Origin of the sequence: Paraclostridium dentum (assembly GCF_012922555.1) — a bacterium.
GTDB lineage: Bacteria > Bacillota > Clostridia > Peptostreptococcales > Peptostreptococcaceae > Paraclostridium > Paraclostridium dentum.
The window spans coordinates 41,578-62,336 of sequence record NZ_WIPK01000014.1 but is presented as its reverse complement, the minus strand read 5'-3'; the positions used below and the strand labels follow the sequence as shown (position 1 = coordinate 62,336).

Below are 20,759 nucleotides of genomic sequence, written 5' to 3'. Positions count from 1 at the left end.
AAGTGTTATGGATATGAAAACTGCGATAAGTGTCATGAGCATAAGAACTGTGACAAGTGTTATGGATATGAAAACTGTGATAAGTGCCATGATCATAAGAACTATGATAAGTGCCATGAACATGAAAACTGTGGTAAGTGCAATAAGTATAATAACTATGGTAAATGCTAGGAACAAAGAAACTGCATAGATAAATATAGTACTTTTGAGAGCTTAAAGGTAGTGGCATATTAAATGCAACATTAACAAAAATAGATAAATTCTTTTATGATTTTGCAGGTTATATTTTTATGTAAGATATTAATAAATATTTTTGAAGATTATAAATAAATATGAATTTTTTTGGATTACTTTTATAAATTTACTGAGGACTATGATAATAAGTTTCATAGTCCTTTTCAATTATAATTTTTTATTACTATCAAAAATATTATTTGATTTATATATTTAAATTTCTTAGGGTAAATTGGAAGACTAATATGGATAAAAATATGAATAGAGAGATAACTTGGTAAAGTAAAGCACAGGAAGATTATACAAAGTGGAAAATTATAAAATTTTATAAAACAAAGGCTGTATTTTGTAATATTAATACAGTTTTTTTATTTTAGGAAATTTTAAGTTTATTTATATAATATTAATTTCAAGCAGATAGGGGGTGAAATTATGAAAGAAAAAAAGTTTAGACATGAAATTAAACACTATATAAACACGTCAGATTACTTAGCTATTAAAAATAGGTTAACTAAAATAATGAGTTTAGATAAAAATGCTAATGAAAAAAGAGAATACAAAATTAGAAGTCTTTACTTTGATAACTTTAGAGATAAGGTTCTTATGGAAAAAATAAATGGAATAAGTGTAAGAGAAAAATTTAGGATAAGATACTACAACGACGACCACTCTTTTATTAAGTTAGAGAAAAAGTCAAAAGTTAATGGTCTATGCTCTAAGGATAGTGAATTAATAACTAAAGAAGAATGTGAAAATTTAATCAAAGGAGATATAGATTTTTTAATTAAAAGTAATAAGCCTTTATTTATTGAATTTTACTCAAAAATTAAATCAGAATTATTGAGACCTAAAAGTATAGTTGATTACACAAGAGAAGCTTATGTATATAAGATGGGAAATGTAAGAATAACATTTGATAAAAAAATTAGAACGGGAATTCAAAGTACTAATTTATTTGATAAGAATTTACCCACTATAGGGTCTATAGATAAGGATGTAATAGTTTTAGAAGTGAAGTTTGATGAATATCTACCAGAGATAATACAAGATATCATACAAACTAATAACCGTAGAGCAACTGCTATTTCAAAATATGCAGCATCTAGGATATATGGATAAAAATTAGGAGGAAAAAATAATGTCTAATCAAGCAGTAAATTTTAGCGACGTTTTTAAATCAAGTTTCATTGAAAAAATGACATCAATATCATTTTTAGATATGTTAATAGCGATGTCACTTGCATTTGTGTTGGGGTTATTTATAATGCAAGTTTATAAGAAAACATTTAAGGGAGTTATGTATTCATCGACATTTAGCATGTCTTTAATGGCTCTTACATTAATTACAACATTAATCATACTAGGGGTTACGTCTAATGTAGTTCTTTCACTAGGTATGGTTGGTGCGTTATCTATAGTTCGTTTTAGGAGTGCAGTAAAGGAACCTATGGACATAGCATTTTTATTTTGGTCAATTAGTGAAGGAATAGTATTAGGAGCAGGATTAATACCACTAGCTGTATTAGGAGCTATTTTTATAGGGATTATAATGGTTCTATTTGCAAATAAAGAAACAACTGATAATCCATACATATTAGTTGTAAATTGTGATAGTGACAATAGCGAAAATAAAATATTAGAAAAATTGGGTAATAGTGTAAATAAGTATTGTATTAAATCTAAAACTGTTTCACCCACAAATGGAATAGAGATGACTGTTGAAGTTAAGTTGAAAAATATAACAACAAATTTTGTTAATGAAATATCGTGTATAAGCGGAGTTTCAAATGTAGTTTTAGTAAGTTACAATGGAGATTATATGGCTTAAAAGCAATAGTATACTGACTTATTGCAAATAAGGTGGTGAAACAAAATGATAAATGACAAACAAAGTAAATATATATCTGTAATAAGTATTATATTATCAGTAGTATTTATTGTAGTGTCTATATACATACCAAAAAACAAAACCGATATAGAAGCTCTGGCTAATACAGAAGATGTTTTAGATAAAAATAGTATAACTAGTATAGATATAAAAATTAAAGATAGTGATTGGGAATGGCTTTTAGAAAATGCAACAAAAGAGGAATATAAAAGTGCGGATGTAACTATAAACGGAGAAACTTTTAATAATGTTGGAATAAGGCCAAAGGGTAACTCAAGTTTAACTTCTGTGGCAAATGATAGTACTACAGATAGATACAGTATAAAGATTGATTTTGGACAGTATGTTGATGGTCAAACATATCATGGAATTAGAAAGTTGGCTTTAAACAATAATATATCTGATGCTACTTATATGAAAGAAGCTATTTCTTATGATATATATAACTTTCTAGGTATAGCAACTCCAGAATATTCTTATACAGATATAAAAATAAATGGATCTGATTGGGGATTATATTTAGGTGTAGAAGTTATAGATGAAAGGTTTATTGAGAAAAATTATGGAGAAATAAGTGGTAATTTATATAAGCCAGAAACAATGAATATGGGTGGTAATAAGGGTAATAATGGAGAAATGCAAAGACCAGATATGGATGGAAACAAGCCACAAATGGGTGATAACCCTCCAAACATGGATAGGAATATTCCTAAAATGGATGAAGTACCTCCAGCTATGAATGGAGATGCTCCTAATATGGTTCAAAATCAAAATGTTTCACGTGAAGATGGAGATATTAAAAATTTAGAAGGTAATAAAAATAATGAGGAAGATAAAGGTGGAGCACCTAAAATGGGAAATAAAGATAGCCAAGGTGCAGATTTAAAATATATAGATGACGATGTAGATAGTTATTCGATTTTAAGAGATAGTGCAGTTTTTAAAAATACAACAGATAAAGATTTCGAAAGCGTTATTGATATGATGGAAAGTCTTAGTACTGGAAACGACATAGAAAATTATTTAAATGTTGATGAAGTTTTAAAATATTTTGCAGTAAATACATTTTTAGTTAATTTAGATAGCTATTCAGGAGGTATGTATCATAATTACTATCTATATGAAAAAGATGGAGTATCTGAGATTTTACCATGGGATTTAAATATGTCATTTGGAGGTTTTTCTGTTAAAGATGGAGAAAAAGCAGTAAATTTCCCTGTTGATTCACCTGTAACAGGAAATTTAGAAGATGCTCCTCTTATAGGTAAACTTTTAGAAAATGATGATTATAAAGAGATTTATCATAAGTATTTAAAACAAATATCAGATAATTACTTTAGCAGTGGCACATTTAACAATAGAGTTACTCAGATAAATAAATTAATTAGTAATTATGTAAAAAAAGATGCTACGGCATTTTATAATTATGAAGAATATAAAGCTGGAGTGACTGAACTTTTAACTTTTGGAAAAGATAGAGCTAAGAGTGTTCAGGCTCAATTAAATGGAGAACAACCATCTACAGAATACGGAAATGTAGTAACAACTTTAAATTTACATGCATTAGGTCAACAAAATATGGGAAAAAATAAAGAAATAAATAAAAAAGATCAAGTTGGCGGAAATAATCAAGAAAAGCCTCAAGAAGCTATAAATAATGAGAATAAAAATGATGACAAACAGATGATGCCTCCAAATATAAAAAGCAATAATCAAAACAGATGGATTTACTATGGGATTTCAGTTATAAGTTTAATTACATTAGTAATTTCAACAATATTTATTAGTAAATATAAAAGAAAGCGATATTAATTAAGAAAATCTAGAAGATTATAGTCTTCTAGATTTTTAAATTTAAGGAATAACAACCTTATATTTAATATTAATTGAATATGAAAAATAGATAATAATATTTAATGTATGGGTCAAAGATTATTTTCACCTAATTTGAATTGAATAGATACTAGTTAATGGATTTAATAATAGGGTATAAATTTAATCAATATGAGATTTATAGGAGCGAGTAAAATGCAAATTATATATTTTTTAGTGGCACTTTTTTCAACTATATTAGGTTCTTCAGCAGGTCTTGGGGGCGGTATAATTATTAAACCTGTCTTAGACTCACTAGGAGATTATGCACTTCCAACAATAAATTTACTATCATCTTCAACAATACTTATAATGTCTATAGTAACTGTATTCTACCAGTTAAAGAAAAAAGATAACATAAATCCTAAAAATACTATAGTAGTTGCAACTGGATCTGTAGTAGGAGGAATAATAGGTCAAAAGGTTATGAGTTTTATATTATCAAAAGATATTAATATAGGTTTAATTAATAATATTCAAAGTATAATTATAATAATATTGTTAATATCAGTATTTTTATATATGAGAAATAAAGATAATATAAAATCTTATAAAATCAATAATATTTTAGCAATTGGGTTGTTAGGTTTATTCTTAGGTGCAATATCTGCATTTTTAGGAATTGGAGGAGGTCCAATAAATGTAGTTGCATTTACAATACTATTTTCTATGGCAGCTAATGAAGCTGCTAGAAATTCAATTTTAGTTATATTTTTTTCTCAATTATCTAAAATTATTTCAATTGCAGCAACTACAGGGTTTTCAAGTTACAATTTGGACATGTTACCATATATGCTTGTAGGAGGAGTATTTGGAGGCATTATTGGATATAAAATAAATAAAGCTGTTTCTGAAAAATCTATAATTAAAATTTTTAATAGTGTAACTTTATCTATAATTTTATTAAATTTCTATAATATCTTTAAATAGATTTGTATATTTAGAAATATAATGAATTTATGAGTTAAATAACCGAATATATCGTTTTTTAAGGTCAAATTGGATGAAAATTTGTAAATATGATAAGACTATGATATTATATATACCTATGAATGATTAGGAATAAAATTGTGAACGGAGGAATAAATATGGAAAATTTACCAAATTGCCCAAAATGTAATTCAGAATATACTTATCAAGATGGAAGTCTTTTAGTTTGTCCAGAATGTGCGCATGAATGGAATCCAGAAGATTCTGCTGAAAAAGAAGTTGTTATAAAAGATGTAAACGGAAATGTATTAAACGATGGAGATGCTGTAACAGTAGTTAAAGATCTTAAAGTAAAAGGAAGTTCATCTTCTATAAAAATAGGAACAAAGGTAAAGAGTATACGTTTAGTTCCAGATGCAGCAGATGGACATGATATAGAATGTAAAATAGATGGTTTCGGAGCTATGAAATTAAAATCTAGCGTTGTTAAAAAAGCATAGTTAAAATTAAAAAGCACTAATCTTTTAAGATTAGTGCTTTTTAATGTATAAATATAATAATAAAAATATCACGCTAAGAATTAACTTATAACGCTATTTATATCATTAATATTATATTTTTAGTATAATATAAGAATAAATAAGAATCAATAAAAAATAATAATAAATAATATAAAATAATAACAAGTAAAATAAAGAGGTGAAAACATTTGTTTCTAGAGGAAAGATATGAAAATATTGTAAATATAATAAAAAAGAATGGAAGGGTAAAGGTTAAAGAGTTATCGAAATTATTCGAGGTTACAGAAGATTGTATAAGAAAAGATTTAAAAGAATTAGAATCTAGAGGTTATTTAATAAGAGTATATGGAGGGGCAATTGCTCAAAAAAACCATATAGATATCAAGAATATTGATGAAAGAAAAAATATAAATACTCAAGAGAAAAAATTAATTGCATTAAAGGCAATTGATTTAATAGAAAATAAAGATATAGTTTTTTTGGATGTTTCAACAATTAACTTAGAAATTGCAAAAGAGTTAAACAATACTAATAAAACAATTACTGTTGTAACAAACATGATAGAAATTGTGCTAGAACTAAGAATGAATAATAATATAAAAGTTATTTGTATTGGAGGAGAATTTAATAAAGAAATAGGAGCTATAGTAGGGGCGGCAGCGGATAGATATATTAGAAAATTTGCATACGATAAAGCTTTTATAGGATTAGGTGGAATTAATAAAGAAACTGGGTATGTAAGTACAATATATTTAGAAGATGGAGATACAAAGAAAACAATAATAGAATGTTCAACGAAGATATATTTAGTTATGGAAAAAGAAAAATTTAACTATGATGAGTTTTATAAATTTGCAACTTTAGAAGAAATAACAGCTATAATTACAGAAGATAGAGTTATAGATTAATTAAAGGGGTGTTAAATTTGGTAAGTATAAAAATTGACGATATATTAAAAAATAAGTGTGAGTCAGTATCTATTGGGAGCATAGAAGCAATTATTGAGGTTGGAGATGGAAATGAAGAACTATGGAAAGAGATTAATTTAAAATGCAATGAAATAAGAAATATATATAAGCAAGGAGATATTGTTAGTATAAAAAACATAGCAGATTCTAGACAAGCATATAAAAAATTAGGTAAAGATCCAAGCAGGTATAGGTTGTCATCAGAAGCTTTGTTAAAAAGAATAGTAAAAGGAAATGATTTGTATAAGGTAAACAATATTGTAGATATTAATAATTTAGTTTCGTTATATAGTTGCTACTCAGTAGGGTCATATGATGTGAACAATATAGATGAATGTATAAACTTTACATTTGGAGCACCAGGGGAAAAATATAATGGAATAGGAAAAGGGGACGTTAATTTAGAAAATCTACCTGTATTTGAAGATAGTAGAGGTAAGTTTGGGAGTACAACATCAGACTCTACAAGAGCTATGATAACTAAAGATACAAAGCATATTATAATGAATATAATCTCTTTTAATGGAGATGAAGATTTAGATATGTATATAAATTATGCTTCTAGTTTATTAAAAAATTATGCGAATGCAGATATATTAAGTACTAATGTATTTAAATAATATATTAGTAGATTAGGCCTAAGGAGGATTAAGTTATGGAAATTTTTGCGATTGGGCATTCAAACTATCCTTATGTAAAATTTATTGAGATGATTAAAAAGTATAATATTAACTGTATTGTTGATATAAGAGAAACACCATATTCTAAATATAATGTACAGTACAACAAAGAATATTTTAGAGAAACCTTAAAAAAAGATGGATATACATATATTTATATGGGGGAAGAATTTGGAGCCAAAAGGGGAAGAAAAGAATCATATAATAATGAAGGATATGCAGATTTTGATAAGGTTGTAAAAGAGGATATATTTTTGAGCGGAGTAAAACGAATCAAAAACGGAATAGATATGGGATATAGAATAGTATTGTTAGGAGCAATGCAAGAACCTATAAGATGTCATAGAAGTATTATGATAGGTAGATTTTTAAAAAATGAGGGCTTAGATGTTAAGTACATATTACATGAAGGCACTTTAGCTACTCAAGATGATATAGAGGAAGATTTACTTAATAAGTATTTTGAAGATAGAAATCAAATTAGCATAGATAGTTTAATAGGAAAAGGACAAAGCAAACAAGATATGATAGAACAAGGGTACAAGTTAGCTAATAAGGATATTGGATATAGAACGGAAAATATTAAGTAAATAAAATATAAGCTGCCTCATCATATGTAATATTGATTATAAAAATTTAAAGGCAGCTTATTTAATTATATTCTAAACGTTATGAACCCTTTCTTTACCGATACCTTTTTCACTTAATTTTTCTAGCATATCTATAGTCATTTTTCTTAAATCATATTCAAATTTGAAGCCCCATTCATTAACTGCACAAGATGGGTCTATAGAATTAGGCCAAGATTCAGCTATAGATTGGCGAACTGGATCAACATTATAGCTAAATTCAAACTCAGGCATATTCTTTTTAATCTCAGCTGCTATCTCTTCAGGAGAGAAGTTCATAGCTGTTATATTGAATGCATTTCTATGAATCAATTTGGAACTATCAGCTTCAAGAAGGTCAACAACAGCTTGAAGAGCATCTGGCATATACATCATATCCATTTTAGTACCCTCAGCTATAAATGATTCATATTTCTTATTTTTTAAAGCCTCGTAGTATATATCAACAGCGTAATCAGTTGTTCCACCACCAGGAGGAGTTACATATGATATAAGTCCAGGGAATCTTACACTTCTTGTGTCTACTCCAAATTTATGGAAGTAATAATCAGATAATAATTCTCCTGAAACCTTAGTTACTCCATACATAGTATTTGGTCTTTGTATAGTATCTTGAGGAGTAAAATTTTTTGGAGAATTAGGGCCAAATGCAGCTATAGAGCTAGGTGCGAATAGTGTAGCACTAGTTTCTTTAGAAACTTCTAAAGCATTTACTAAACCACCCATATTTAATTTCCATGCAAATTGAGGTTTTTGTTCTCCTACTGCAGATAATAAAGATGCAAGATGTATTATAGTATCTGCATTGTGTTTTTTAGCTAGTTTTCCCATAGCTTCAACATCCATAACATCTAAAGTTTCAAATAAACCATTATTCACAACTTCACTTTCTTCTATTGAACGTACATCAGTAGCTAAAACATTGCTTACTCCATATTCCTTTCGAAGTTTTGATGTTAACTCAGAACCTATTTGACCAAGAGCTCCAGTAATAAGAATTTTTTTCATATAATTACCCCCTACAAAATTAAAAAATTTATTTAATAACTCCTAATTCTTTTCCTACTTTTTCATAAATACTTAAAGCACTATCTAACATTTCTTTTGTATGAGCAGCTGTTGGCATATTTCTAACCCTTCCTGTGCCTTTAGGAACAGTAGGGAATACTATTGATTTAGCATAAACACCTTCTTCTAGGAGCCTTTTACTAAATAATTGAGTTTTGGCTTCATCCCCGATAATACATGGAGTTATAGGTGTTTGACTATTTCCTATATTAAATCCTAAAGATTTTAATCCATCTTTAAGGTAATTTCCATTTTCCCAAACTTTTTGAACTAAAGTATCATCGTTCATAAGTATATTTATAGATTCGGTACAAGCGGCAGCAGCACCAGGAGTAAGAGATGTTGAGAATAAGAAAGGTCTACCTCTCACCTTTAACCAATCTATTAAATCTTTAGAACCTGCAACATATCCACCGACAACACCTATAGCTTTAGATAGTGTTCCTATTTGGAAGTCAACTTTATCTGATAGACCAAAGTGTTTGCAAGTTCCAGCTCCTTTTCCTGTAACTCCAGAACCGTGAGCATCATCAACATAAGTAATTAAGTCAAATTCTTCAGCTATTTCAACTATTTCAGGAAGTTTAGCTATATCTCCATCCATAGAAAAAACTCCATCAGTTATAACCATTATCTTTTTATATAATCCACTTTCCTGAGCTTGTTTAGCTTTTTCTCTCAAATCATTCATATCTGAGTGTTTAAATCTTATTATTTTAGATCCAGAAAGTTTGCATCCATCTATTATTGATGCATGGTTAAGTTCATCTGATAAAATTGCATCGTTTTTGTCCATGACAGCTTGAATAGCTCCCATATTGCAGTTAAATCCAGATTGGAATGCTATAGCTGATTCTGTACCCTTGAATTTAGCTATAGTATTTTCCAAAACATCATGGATTTCTAAAGTACCATTTATTGTTCTTACTGCTCCGGCACCAGCTCCATATTTTTCTGTAGCTTCAACGGTAGCATTTATCAATTTTTTATTTGTAGCTAGTCCAAGATAATTGTTAGATGAAAGGTTAATTAGATGTTTTCCATTTATTTGAATGATAGGACCATTAGAACTTTGAAGAGAGTCGATTTTGTTATATAGACCCTTAGATTTTAAATCGTTAAGATTTTCATTAAGAAAAGTGGATAGTGCCTTACTTTTTGAACTTATATCTAAACTCATAATTTATCCCCCTAATATAAATTTGTACTAATATAATTTTAAGTTTCAATATTAAAGATTGTAAATGATAATCGAAAATCAAATTTTCTAAAAAAATAACAAAAATAAACAGCATGCATTATAAATGGGAGTTTTTTTATAAAATATAAAAAAATATACAAAAATGCTAAGACTTTTACTACCAAAAACATTAAAAATTTGATATTCTAATAATTGCGTTTAAAAACATTGACAACGAAGGAAGGTCTTAAACATGAAAAAATCAGATTTTATTAAAGGATTACAAGAATATATTGTTGTAACGATAGGAGTAATCTTAGTTGCTATTGGGATACAGTACTTTTTTGCACCTAATGATATAGCTGGAGGAGGACTTAGTGGTTTAGCTCTTATAATAAATCATTACGTACCTAGTGTATCTATGGGGATTATAATATTTATAGGTAACTTAATACTGTTTGCAATATCATTTATTTTAATAGGTGGAGATTTTGGATTAAAAACAATATATGCAAGTTTTATGTTGTCTGTAGTAATAGATTTTATGGATAAAATTTTAAACTCAACAGCTTTAACTACAAATTTACTAGCGGCTGTAATAGTAGGGACAATAGTAACAGCTATAGGTCTAGCCATGGTTTTTGCAACGAACGCATCTACTGGAGGTACAGACATTTTAGCTAAGATATTAAATAAATATACTACATTTAATATAGGAATATCACTTTTAATAGTAGATTTATTTGTTGCTATAATGGGAGGATTCACTTTTGGACTTCAAAAAGGAATATATTCTATGTTAGTTATAGTTTTAAATGGATTATTGATAGATAGAGTAATAGAAAAAATAGAGAAAAAGAAAAATATTAAAGAACAAGAGAATGAAGAAAAATTAGAAGAAGTAGCATAATTAATGCTACTTCTTTTTTATTTAGATAAATAGTTTTTATTTGCTTGTTCCCAATTAACTACATTCCACCAATTTTCTATATACTTATTACGCTCATTTTTATATTTAAGATAATATGAATGCTCCCAAAGATCTATAGCTATTATAGGTTTTATTCCTGATGTAATTGGAGAATCTTGGTTTGAAGTAGACATTATAGCTAACTCACCCTCATCATTAGAAACTAACCAAGTCCATCCAGACCCAAATGTACTTAATGCTGATTTATTAAATTTTTCTTTGAAAGATTGAAAAGAACCAAAATCTTTCTCTATAGCTTTTAATAGTTCATCTTTAGCTTGCCCACCTTTATTCGGACTCATTATACTCCAAAAAAAGTTGTGATTATAAACTCCACCAGCGTTATTAAGTATACTTTGTCTTACATCGCGTGGAAGTATAGTTGGATTAGATAAAAGCTGTTCTAAGTTTTTATATTCAATTTCTGGATGAGTGGAAAGTATTTTGTTTAAGTTATCAACATATGCTTGATGATGTTTGTCATGGTGCAAAATCATAGTATCCTTGTCTATATAAGGTTCAAGTGAATCATAGGCATAAGGTAGTGGCTCTAATTTAAATTCTTTATTATCGGGCATATTAGCATATGAGTTAATGTATAAAAACATAAAAAAAACTAAAAAGCTAAAAAGAATTTTTTTAATTTTAATGAAAATCACCTCCTAATTGATATTATGCTCATTAGAAAAAAATAAATTTAAATTTTCCTGGGAAATATGAATTTATATATGAATGTGTAATCATAAAGTTGAATTTAATGGAAATAATATTTAATAAAGGAAGGAGGGAAAATATGAAGGAAATTATAGTAATTGGAGCAGGAATAGGTGGGATAACAACAGGAATAAGATTATTACAAAATGGGTATAGAGTTACTATTTTAGAAAAACAAAGTACAGTAGGAGGAAAAATAAATCAAATTAAAAATAAAGGAGATAAATTTGATTTAACAGCTAGCATACTCATGACGCCTCAAAATTATACTGAGATATTTAATTATGTAAATAAAGATTATTCAAAGTATATAGATTTAGTAAAATTAGATACTATGTACAAAGTTTTCTATCAAGACAATACTAATTATGAATTTTATAGTGATATTTCTAAAACTATAAAATTTTTAGAATCTATAGATTGTAACTTAGGAGTAGATTATTTAAAGTACATATCAAATTCATATAGTAAATATGTTTTATCAAATGAAAATTTTTTAAATAAACCTATGGAAAATTTAAAAGAGATTTTAACCTTTGAATCTGTAAAAACTGCAATTAAATTAAATCCAATTCCAAGTTCATATAAGTATACGTCTAGATATATAAAAGATAATAAAATAAGAGATTTTTTATTGTTTCAATGTATGTATATAGGAATAGACCCATATGAAAATTCTAATTTATATACTTTAATCCCAGCTATATCACAACTATATGGACTTTGGTATATTAAGGGGGGAATGTATTCGTATATAAAATCTTTAGAGAAATTATTTTGTGAAATGGGTGGGAAAATATATATAAATAAAGAGGTAAATGAAATTTTAATAGATAAAGGAATAGTAAAAGGTGTAAGTACTAGTGATAGAAAGTATTCATCAGATATCGTAGTATGTAATGCAGATTTTCCATATGCAATAAAAAAATTAATAAAGGAAGATTTTAATAAAGATAAATATAAAGATAAAAAAATTGAAAAACTTAGACTTTCATGTTCCACGTTAATCATATATTTAGGATTAAATAAAAAATATAAAAATTTAAAAGTTAATAATATATATATTGGAGAAAACTTTAAAGAAAATATACAAGCTCCCTTTAAAGGCAATTTGCCTAATAAACCTTCTTTTTATATGTATTGCCCTAGTAAAATAGATCATAGTGTATGTGGAGATTCTAAGGAGATTTTAAACATAATGATTAGAGTTCCTAACTTAGAGCATGAGAATATTGAATGGAATGAAAGACTAGTAAAAAGTTTTAGAGATAAGGTTATACAATCGATAACTAAAATTAAGGGTATGGAGGATATAGAAGAAAATATTATTTATGAAAAATATTTAACGCCTAAGGATATAGAAACTAATTTTAATGCCTATAAAGGATGTGCATTTGGTATAGCCCATAACATTAGTCAAATAGGATATTTAAGACCACATATAAAATCAAAGAGTGTTAAAAATTTATATTTTATAGGGTCTTCAACACATCCAGGTAATGGAGCCTCTGTAATAATAAAAGGAACTAAATTAATTGCAGATGAGATAATAAAAAATAGTTAGTTATATTAATATGACTAACTATTTTTTATTAAATTTTTAAAATTAGAATATAATATGTTCTAATTTTATAACTTCGTATGAGATAATCGCTGAATTCAATTAAGATAAATTTTTTCTTAAGATACTCATTTATTATCTCACTTTTTAACGATAGTATGTTTGCTAAAAGTAAGATTAAAAATCTACACAAAAAAAGTAATTTCAATTTAAGGGTAATGCTAATTTGAATAAATTAGCATATAAGCGGCACTGCTATTTAAGAACGTTAAATAATATACCTTAGAAATTAGAATTACTTTACATGAATGCTAACATAAAAGTATATACAAAAGTAAAAAGTGGACTAACATTACGGTTTAGTGGAGTGAAATAACAAAAATATACATTTTACTCCATTAAAACCATGTTTTAGTCCATTTTTGATTTTTATAAAAATGTATATGGTAGTATGAAATTTAAAGATTTATGTAGATTTAAAAAATGGGGATTTAAATTGTAAAGTTAATAGTAGGAGGGAAAAATGAAAAAAAAGTACATAGCTATAGGATTAGCACTAGTAGTTATTTGGGGAGGAGCCATAGGTTTCTTAGCTTATAAAAGCAAAGATAAAAAAGTTAAGGAAGATCAAGCCATTAAAAGGTATATAATTCCTGAAAATAAAAAAACTTTTTTCAGTGGAGTTGTAGAACCGTCAAAATCTAAAATTTTCTATAAAGACATAAGTAAGGGATCAGATTATGAAATAAATAAGAAAAATGGTGAAATTGTAAGTAAAGGAAGTTTACTTATAACATATAAAAATGAAGAAATAGCAAATCAAATATCAGATTTAGAAGATCAAATATCAGACTTAAAAAAAGAAAAAAATAAAAGTAGTGAACCTAAAAATAATGAAATTCAAAACAATACAGATGCTATGAATCCGAATGTAGGAGTATCAATAGAAGATCAAATAAAAAGCAATAAAAAACAAATAGAGAAACTTAAGAAAAAAGAATATACACATGAATATGCTCCATTTGCAGGAAAAGTTAGTGTTCCAAGTAAAGCAGCAGAGGGTGAAAACCAAGTTTTATTAAAGTTAAAAAGTAATGATTTATATGTAAAAGCACAAGTATCAGAGAGAGATTTAGAAAAAACAAAATTAAATCAAGATGTAGATATACTAGTATTAGCAAATGACAAAAATGTAAAAGGTGAAATACTTGATATTTCCTACGATCCTGAAGAGCAAGTTATTCCAACAGAGGGAGCAGTATCAACATCTCAAGTTGCTAATTATCCAGTGACAATAAGTTTAGATTCAAAAGAAAATGTAGTAAATGGATATCATGTTCAAGTTAAATTAAAAGATACTGAAAAATTGATAGAGATACCTACTTCAGCTGTTAAGACAGAAGGAAGTAAAAAATATGTTTATTTAATAAAAGATAATAAACTTGTTAAGCAAGATATAAAAACAAAAGGAGAGAAAGGGAAATCAACAATAGTATCATCAGGCTTAAAAGAAAAAGATGAAATTGTAGAAGTTATAAATAGTGAGATGAAAGAAGGTCAGGAAATTGAATAGCTTTATCGAACTTAACAATATACAAAAATACTATGGACTAGGAAAAAATAGATTGCATGTTTTAAAGTCGTTAAGCCTGGAAATTAAGCATGGAGATTTTGTAATGATAATGGGTAAGTCAGGGAGTGGAAAGACAACTCTGTTAAATATTTTAGGGTTTTTAGATAAGTTTGATGAAGGAGAATATATTTTCGATGGAAAAGATGTTACAAATTTAACGGAAGTTGAAAGATCTCATTTTCGTAACAAAAATATAGGGTTTATATTTCAACAATTTCACTTGATAAATAATTTGAATATCTGTCAGAATATAGAACTTCCTCTTCTTTATGATAATAAATTGGGAAAGAAAGAAAGATTAAAAAGAGTTGAAAATAATTTAAAAATGGTTGGATTATTAGATAAAATAAAGCAATTTCCAAATGAGTTATCTGGAGGTCAGCAACAACGTATTTCTATTGCACGAGCGCTTATTAATGATCCTCAATTAATATTTGCTGATGAGCCTACAGGTGCATTGGATACTAATACAAGTAATGAAATCATGAACATATTAAGTTCACTAAATAAACAAGGAAAAACTATTGTTATGGTTACTCATGATCCAGACCTAAAAAAATATGCAACAAAAGTGGTATACCTTAAAGACGGTGTTTTTATTGAGGAGGGATAGATATGAGTATAGAAAATTTAATCAAAAGTTCTCTGCTAAGCTTAAAAGCTAATAAATTAAGGGTTTTCTTAACTATGATAGGAATTATTATAGGTATAAGTTCTGTTGTAGTTGTATTATCTATTGGGGATGGACTTAAAGAGCAAGTTTCTAAAACAACAGGAAAAGTAAATGCAAATAAAGTTACTGTAAGTTTTTACTCTGAAAACCCTGAAGCAGATTTATCGTCTGTTGAACCGTTTATAGAAAATGATATTTATGATTTAAAACATATAGATGGGGTTGAAAAGGTTGAAAAACCAAAGGAACAGGAAAGCTTTGGGTTTGGAAATGGATTATATGGAGAGGTTAATTTTTTAGATCGACATACAACTATAGGAGCTACTCCATATGATGACGACAGTGATAGTATGAGCTTAATTCCGACTCAAAAATCAGATAAAGTTGAATATGGAAGATACTTTGAGAAAAGTGACATTAAAAATGATGTAATAGTATTAACATATCAAAATGCAAAAAAACTATTTGATGATCCTAAGTTAGCCGTAGGAAAGGCTATAAACTTAAATGGAACTATGTTTGAAGTTATTGGAGTCCAAGAAAAAGGGGAGAGTTTATTTTCAGCTAATGAAGATTTAATACAAAAAGCGTCTATTGATAGAATAAATGAATTACAAAATAAGAATAAGGGAAATGAAATAACTTCTTTAGATGTTTTCATATCACCTGGATATGATTTTGATGCTGTTTCAGAGCAAGTTAAGGAAATGTTACAAGAAAATCATCCAGAAATACATGGAACATATGATGTTTTCAATCCAGGAAGTATAACGGAGGCATTTACTAAAATAATTTCAAGTATAACTATGTTTATTACTCTTATAACAGCTATTTCACTATTTGTTGGAGGTATAGGTGTTATGAATATAATGTATGTTTCAGTTACAGAAAGAAAAAGAGAAATAGGAATAAGAAGAGCAATAGGAGCTACTCCTAATTCTATAATGTTGCAATTTTTATTTGAAGCTATGTTTGTAACTTTAATAGGGGGGTTATTAGGAATTTTAATAGGATTTGTTTTATCACAAATTGCAGGTATGTTCATGCCATTTAAGCCTGTGGTTACTATAAAAACATTTATAGGTGCATCAGCTACATCTGTAATAGTTGGTATTATATTTGGAATAATACCTGCATATAAAGCATCTAGACTGGATCCTATAAAGGCTATATATAATTAAAAATTAAAAAGGAGAGTATATATGAGGGATTTAAAAACATTAATAATACAACCAAAAGAATATTTCAAAGATTTTACAAAGGAAGAATATGAAAGTAAAGAACCTATAAAATTAAGATACTGGTTTATAGCTCTTGTAGTAGTAAGTATTTTAAGTGGGGTAGTAATAAATTTAATGATGCCTGACTTAGTAGGGGAGTTAGGACTTGAAGGCATGGGTAAAACTGGATTTATGGCATTTCAATGGGCGTCATATATTGCAGGGCCATTAATATCTGCTTTGATATGTGTTAATATATTATATTTTGTAAGTAAAATATTTATGGGATTTGTTGAAAATGAAGAAATAAAAGATAAAAAATACTTTAAAAGTTTGTTATATCTTAGATTTATAGTATTCTCTATAGTTTTAGCCATTGTATCTTTAATAACAACAGTAGTTGTGAGTGATATACAAGCACAAACAATAGCTAGTCAGTTAAATAATATATTTATAAAATTATGGGCTACATATTTCTTATATGGAATATTTAAATATTACTTACAAACTAAAAAGTTACATAAAATACTTCCAACGATTTTATATATTTTAACATTGATATTTGCAATAGTGTCTATCGTAAATGTTATAATAGCTACTTCTATATAAAATATTAAAAATAAAAGCTACTCATTTTGAGTAGCTTTTTTGATTTCTATATATTCTTTATTTTATCTTTATCCCATATAAACAACTGATCGGAGTTATTTAGAGAGTTAAATAAATTTCTTTTAACATTAGGAATATCTAAGTTAAGTTTTTGTATTAGTTCTTTAATATTTTGTCTATTTGTGTGACCATCAGCTGGACATGGATTTTTAATTACAGGATAATTGAAATCCTTAGTGGCTTTTTTAGTCATATATTCTTCAATATAGACCATAGGTCTTATTATAGTTAAATCTTGTCTATCTAAATAAGTTTTCGGAGAAAAGCAACTAATTCTTCCTTCAAAGAACATAGACATTACAAAAGTTTCAACAGCATCATCTTTATGATGGCCTAAAGCAACTTTATTACATCCAAGTTTTTTTGCTGTATCATTTAAGGCACCACGTCTTAAATTTGCGCATAAAGAACATGGATTTTTTTCTTTTCTTATGTCAAATATAATTTCTTTTATATTTGTTTGAACTTCATGAAATTCAATACCTAAATTTGAACATAAATCATATAAAGGTGAATTATCAACACCACCTGGGTTTAATGTTATAGCTATAAGTTCGAATTTTTGAGGTGAAAAATTTTTATAATTATTTAAAATATGAAGAAGAGTTAAACTATCTTTACCTCCAGATAATCCAACTGCAATTTTATCTCCATCTTGTATCATATCAAAATCATTTATAGCTTGTCTTGCTTTACTTAATAACTTTTTCATAATATGGATGCCTCCTAAAAGCATAATAGTACTTAAGAATTTATTATATCAAACTAGAATTTTTATAACAATTGTAATAATTTGCATTAAATAAAAAGTATTTTTTTAGTAACAAAACTAGATAATAAAATATATAAGAGAACTGATAAAATTGAAAAAATAAATAAACTAAGAAAACGATATTAATATATTTTATTTGAAAAAATTTTTAGAAAATATTGCAAAAGGTCAAAATATGTGCTTTTTTGTCTAGAAAAGGCATATATTTTTATGTTAAAATATGAAAGTGATTCTTATGGGAGGTCGAAGATAAAAATGGCAAATAATAAACAACCATACGCTTTAGTTTTTGGAGTATCAATATTTGATATAATCGGATTTACAAATGATAATTATAGATGTAACGACTCAAATCCAGGAAAAGTTAAAACTTCTTTTGGTGGAGTATGTAGAAACATAGCAGAGAATATGGCTAGAGTAGGAATAAATACAAGGTTCATATCAATATTAGGTGATGATGAAACAGGAAGAAGAATGATGGAACATTCTAAAGTTATGAACTACGATATGGAAGACTCTTTAATAATTAAAGGTGGAAGTACACCTACATACATGGCTGTTTTAAATCATGAAGGAGAACTTGAATCAGCAGTAGTTGATATGAAAGTAACTGACATGTTTACAACAGAGTTTATAGATTCAAAAGCAGAAATAATAAAAAATGCTGAATATATGTTTTTAGACTCAGATAAACCTGAAATTGTTGAATATATATTAAAAACTTTTGAAGGGCAAACTAAATTTATTTTAGACCCTGTGTCTGCTTGTAAAGCTAAGCATATAAAACATTTAATAAAATATTTCCATACAATAAAACCTAATAGATATGAAGCAGAAATAATGTGCGGTTTTGAAATAAAATCAGAAGATGATTTAAGAAAAGCTGGTAAACACTTTATAGACTTAGGAATAGAAAATGTATTTATAAGTTTAGATGAAGATGGCATATATTATAATAATGGAACTGAAGAAGGAACTATAAAGGCAAACAATGTTCCTGTTGTAAATGTTACAGGAGCTGGAGATTCATTTGTAGCTGGGTTAGGATATGGTTACATGAGAAACGTAAGTTTAAAAGATACAGTTAAATATGCAGTAGCTATGTCTGTTTTAACTATAGCTCATGAAGATACTATACACCCAGAAATGAGCGATGATGTTGTTTTAGAACATATAGAGAAGCTTAATTGGACGGAAAAAACATATTAGAATTATAAAAGGACTATCTAAAATAGATAGCCCTTTTTTTGTGCATTAACTAGAATGCCCAGTTTCCATCTTGGAATATTTGAACTTTTTCACCATTAGATTTTTCACCAACTATATTCATATCAGCAGAACCTATCATGAAGTCAACATGAGTTATACTGAAGTTTATACCATGTTTATCTAAATCTTCTTGTGGTATGTTAACTCCGTTTTCAACACAACTCTTATAAGCTGTACCTATAGCGAAGTGACAAGAAGCATTTTCATCATATAAAGTATTATAGAATACTATGTTTGTATCTGATATAGGAGATTTAAATGGAACTAACGCAACTTCTCCAAGGTAGTGAGAACCTTCATCTGTATCTATTAATTTAGCTAAAGTGTCATAACCTTCTTCAGCAGTAAAGTCTACTATTTTTCCATCTTTAAATGTTAATGTAAAGTTGTTTATAACATTTCCACCGTAAACAAGAGGTTTAGTACTTGCAACTATACCATTAACACCAAATTTATGAGGTAAAGTAAATACTTCTTCTGTTGGTATATTTGGGTTGAAGTTTACTCCGTTTGGATCTTTTGAAGCTCCACTTGCCCATATATGACCTTCAGGTAATTCCATAGTTATATCTGTTTTACCAGATTTGAAGTATAAAGTTTTGAATTTGCTATCATTTAAGAAGCTCATTCTAACTTTTAAGTTTTTATTGTGTTGATTCCAAGCTTCTATTGGATCTTCTTGGTCAACTCTTGTACAATGGAATATTGCTTCCCACATTTTATCTATTGCTTCTTCTGCAGAGACTCCTGGGAATACTTTTTTAGACCAGTTTGCTGTAGGAACAGAAACTATACTCCATTTTGATTTATCAGATAAAGTATAAGATCTCCACTCTTGTAAAGCTTCAGCAGATGCCTTTTGGAAGTTTGCAACTTTTTGAGGATCTACATCTTTTAATAAATCTGGATCTTGAGCATAAACAGTTAAGAACGCTCCACCTTCTTTAGCTATTTTTACATATTGATCAGAAACCCAAGTTGGGAACTCGTTAAAAGTTTCATCTGGAGCATTTAAATATTTTATAAGAGTACACTCTTCATCTGACCATTCTATATGTACATCCTTTGCTCCTAGGTCATAAGCTTGTTTTACAACTTTTCTTACAAATGGAGCACACTCAATAGGAGATCTAACTAATAACGTTTGTCCAGGTTGTATATTAACTCCTACCTTAACAGATAGCTCAGCATATTTTTCTAAGTTTTTTTCTAAATTCATAAAGGCACATCCTTTCAAAATAATTGTATTTAAAATAAGAATAAGTCTTTCTTAGCCTAAGTATAACATCATTTTGGCAATAGATTTAT

The 20,759-nt window shown here is 27.5% G+C and carries 21 protein-coding genes; 16 read left to right on the top strand and 5 right to left on the bottom strand.

What is annotated here, in order from left to right:
- The 9 genes from GFJ41_RS15515 to GFJ41_RS15475 form a co-directional block, all read left to right on the top strand.
- Window positions 1-190: hypothetical protein (locus GFJ41_RS15515; protein ID WP_206001575.1), on the top strand; the 190-nt coding region annotated here is incomplete at its 5' end.
- A 476-nt stretch (window positions 191-666) separates the two neighbouring features.
- A complete protein-coding gene (locus GFJ41_RS15510; RefSeq protein WP_170075802.1) occupies window positions 667-1,353 on the top strand; it encodes a polyphosphate polymerase domain-containing protein in 687 nt (228 codons plus the stop codon).
- Window positions 1,354-1,372: 19 nt separating this feature from the next.
- On the top strand, window positions 1,373-2,062 hold the full coding sequence (locus GFJ41_RS15505) for a DUF4956 domain-containing protein (protein WP_035118604.1): 690 nt from the start codon (window positions 1,373-1,375) through the stop codon (window positions 2,060-2,062).
- 45 nt (window positions 2,063-2,107) lie between these two features.
- The gene (locus GFJ41_RS15500) at window positions 2,108-3,934 is read left to right on the top strand and encodes a CotH kinase family protein (protein WP_170075801.1); all 1,827 of its coding nucleotides are present in this window, start codon (window positions 2,108-2,110) and stop codon (window positions 3,932-3,934) included.
- Window positions 3,935-4,150: 216 nt separating this feature from the next.
- Window positions 4,151-4,924, top strand: coding sequence for a sulfite exporter TauE/SafE family protein (locus tag GFJ41_RS15495; protein WP_170075800.1), 774 nt, complete (start codon window positions 4,151-4,153; stop codon window positions 4,922-4,924).
- A 158-nt stretch (window positions 4,925-5,082) separates the two neighbouring features.
- Entirely contained in the window at window positions 5,083-5,424 is a 342-nt protein-coding gene (locus GFJ41_RS15490; RefSeq protein WP_021428057.1) for a zinc ribbon domain-containing protein YjdM, read from the top strand.
- 209 nt (window positions 5,425-5,633) lie between these two features.
- On the top strand, window positions 5,634-6,353 hold the full coding sequence (locus tag GFJ41_RS15485; protein ID WP_035118598.1) for a DeoR/GlpR family DNA-binding transcription regulator: 720 nt from the start codon (window positions 5,634-5,636) through the stop codon (window positions 6,351-6,353).
- Between the two features lie 17 nt (window positions 6,354-6,370).
- The gene (locus GFJ41_RS15480) at window positions 6,371-7,033 is read left to right on the top strand and encodes a B3/B4 domain-containing protein (RefSeq protein WP_150886727.1); all 663 of its coding nucleotides are present in this window, start codon (window positions 6,371-6,373) and stop codon (window positions 7,031-7,033) included.
- A 35-nt stretch (window positions 7,034-7,068) separates the two neighbouring features.
- Window positions 7,069-7,683 (top strand): DUF488 domain-containing protein, encoded by a 615-nt coding sequence (locus GFJ41_RS15475; protein WP_170075799.1) that lies wholly within the window; start codon window positions 7,069-7,071, stop codon window positions 7,681-7,683.
- Between the two features lie 72 nt (window positions 7,684-7,755).
- Here GFJ41_RS15475 and GFJ41_RS15470 read toward each other — a convergent pair whose 3' ends face one another.
- Both GFJ41_RS15470 and GFJ41_RS15465 read right to left on the bottom strand, forming a co-directional pair.
- Entirely contained in the window at window positions 7,756-8,730 is a 975-nt protein-coding gene (locus tag GFJ41_RS15470; protein WP_035118596.1) for an L-threonine 3-dehydrogenase, read from the bottom strand.
- A gap of 28 nt (window positions 8,731-8,758) precedes the next feature.
- Window positions 8,759-9,970: a glycine C-acetyltransferase gene (locus GFJ41_RS15465; RefSeq protein WP_150841708.1), complete on the bottom strand. Its 1,212-nt coding sequence runs from the start codon at window positions 9,968-9,970 to the stop codon at window positions 8,759-8,761.
- A 253-nt stretch (window positions 9,971-10,223) separates the two neighbouring features.
- Here GFJ41_RS15465 and GFJ41_RS15460 point away from each other — a divergent pair, with 253 nt between their 5' ends.
- On the top strand, window positions 10,224-10,880 hold the full coding sequence (locus GFJ41_RS15460; protein ID WP_035118594.1) for a YitT family protein: 657 nt from the start codon (window positions 10,224-10,226) through the stop codon (window positions 10,878-10,880).
- A 17-nt stretch (window positions 10,881-10,897) separates the two neighbouring features.
- On the opposite strand, the gene GFJ41_RS15455 is transcribed toward GFJ41_RS15460, so the two are convergent.
- Window positions 10,898-11,518, bottom strand: a complete 621-nt coding sequence (locus GFJ41_RS15455; protein WP_035118617.1) for a superoxide dismutase — start codon at window positions 11,516-11,518, stop codon at window positions 10,898-10,900.
- A 215-nt stretch (window positions 11,519-11,733) separates the two neighbouring features.
- On the opposite strand from GFJ41_RS15455, the gene GFJ41_RS15450 reads away from it, so the two are divergent.
- The 5 genes from GFJ41_RS15450 to GFJ41_RS15430 all read left to right on the top strand — a co-directional run bounded on the left by GFJ41_RS15450 (window position 11,734) and on the right by GFJ41_RS15430 (window position 17,350).
- Window positions 11,734-13,218 carry a phytoene desaturase family protein gene (locus tag GFJ41_RS15450; protein WP_170075798.1) on the top strand — a complete coding sequence of 495 codons (1,485 nt, stop codon included), beginning with the start codon at window positions 11,734-11,736 and terminating at the stop codon, window positions 13,216-13,218.
- Window positions 13,219-13,738: 520 nt separating this feature from the next.
- Window positions 13,739-14,788 carry an efflux RND transporter periplasmic adaptor subunit gene (locus GFJ41_RS15445; protein WP_035118591.1) on the top strand — a complete coding sequence of 350 codons (1,050 nt, stop codon included), beginning with the start codon at window positions 13,739-13,741 and terminating at the stop codon, window positions 14,786-14,788.
- Window positions 14,781-15,461: an ABC transporter ATP-binding protein gene (locus GFJ41_RS15440; protein ID WP_035118588.1), complete on the top strand. Its 681-nt coding sequence runs from the start codon at window positions 14,781-14,783 to the stop codon at window positions 15,459-15,461. Before GFJ41_RS15445 ends, GFJ41_RS15440 begins: the two co-directional genes overlap by 8 nt.
- A gap of 2 nt (window positions 15,462-15,463) precedes the next feature.
- Window positions 15,464-16,702: an ABC transporter permease gene (locus tag GFJ41_RS15435; RefSeq protein WP_035118586.1), complete on the top strand. Its 1,239-nt coding sequence runs from the start codon at window positions 15,464-15,466 to the stop codon at window positions 16,700-16,702.
- A gap of 21 nt (window positions 16,703-16,723) precedes the next feature.
- Entirely contained in the window at window positions 16,724-17,350 is a 627-nt protein-coding gene (locus GFJ41_RS15430) for a YIP1 family protein (protein ID WP_170075797.1), read from the top strand.
- A 46-nt stretch (window positions 17,351-17,396) separates the two neighbouring features.
- On the opposite strand, the gene GFJ41_RS15425 is transcribed toward GFJ41_RS15430, so the two are convergent.
- Window positions 17,397-18,122, bottom strand: a complete 726-nt coding sequence (locus tag GFJ41_RS15425; protein ID WP_170075796.1) for a tRNA 2-thiocytidine biosynthesis TtcA family protein — start codon at window positions 18,120-18,122, stop codon at window positions 17,397-17,399.
- 315 nt (window positions 18,123-18,437) lie between these two features.
- Between GFJ41_RS15425 and GFJ41_RS15420 the strand changes: the two genes are divergently transcribed.
- Window positions 18,438-19,391, top strand: a complete 954-nt coding sequence (locus GFJ41_RS15420) for a carbohydrate kinase family protein (RefSeq protein ID WP_035118578.1) — start codon at window positions 18,438-18,440, stop codon at window positions 19,389-19,391.
- A gap of 49 nt (window positions 19,392-19,440) precedes the next feature.
- Here GFJ41_RS15420 and GFJ41_RS15415 read toward each other — a convergent pair whose 3' ends face one another.
- The gene (locus GFJ41_RS15415) at window positions 19,441-20,670 is read right to left on the bottom strand and encodes an aminopeptidase (protein ID WP_170075795.1); all 1,230 of its coding nucleotides are present in this window, start codon (window positions 20,668-20,670) and stop codon (window positions 19,441-19,443) included.
- Between the last annotated feature and the right edge of the window lie 89 nt (window positions 20,671-20,759).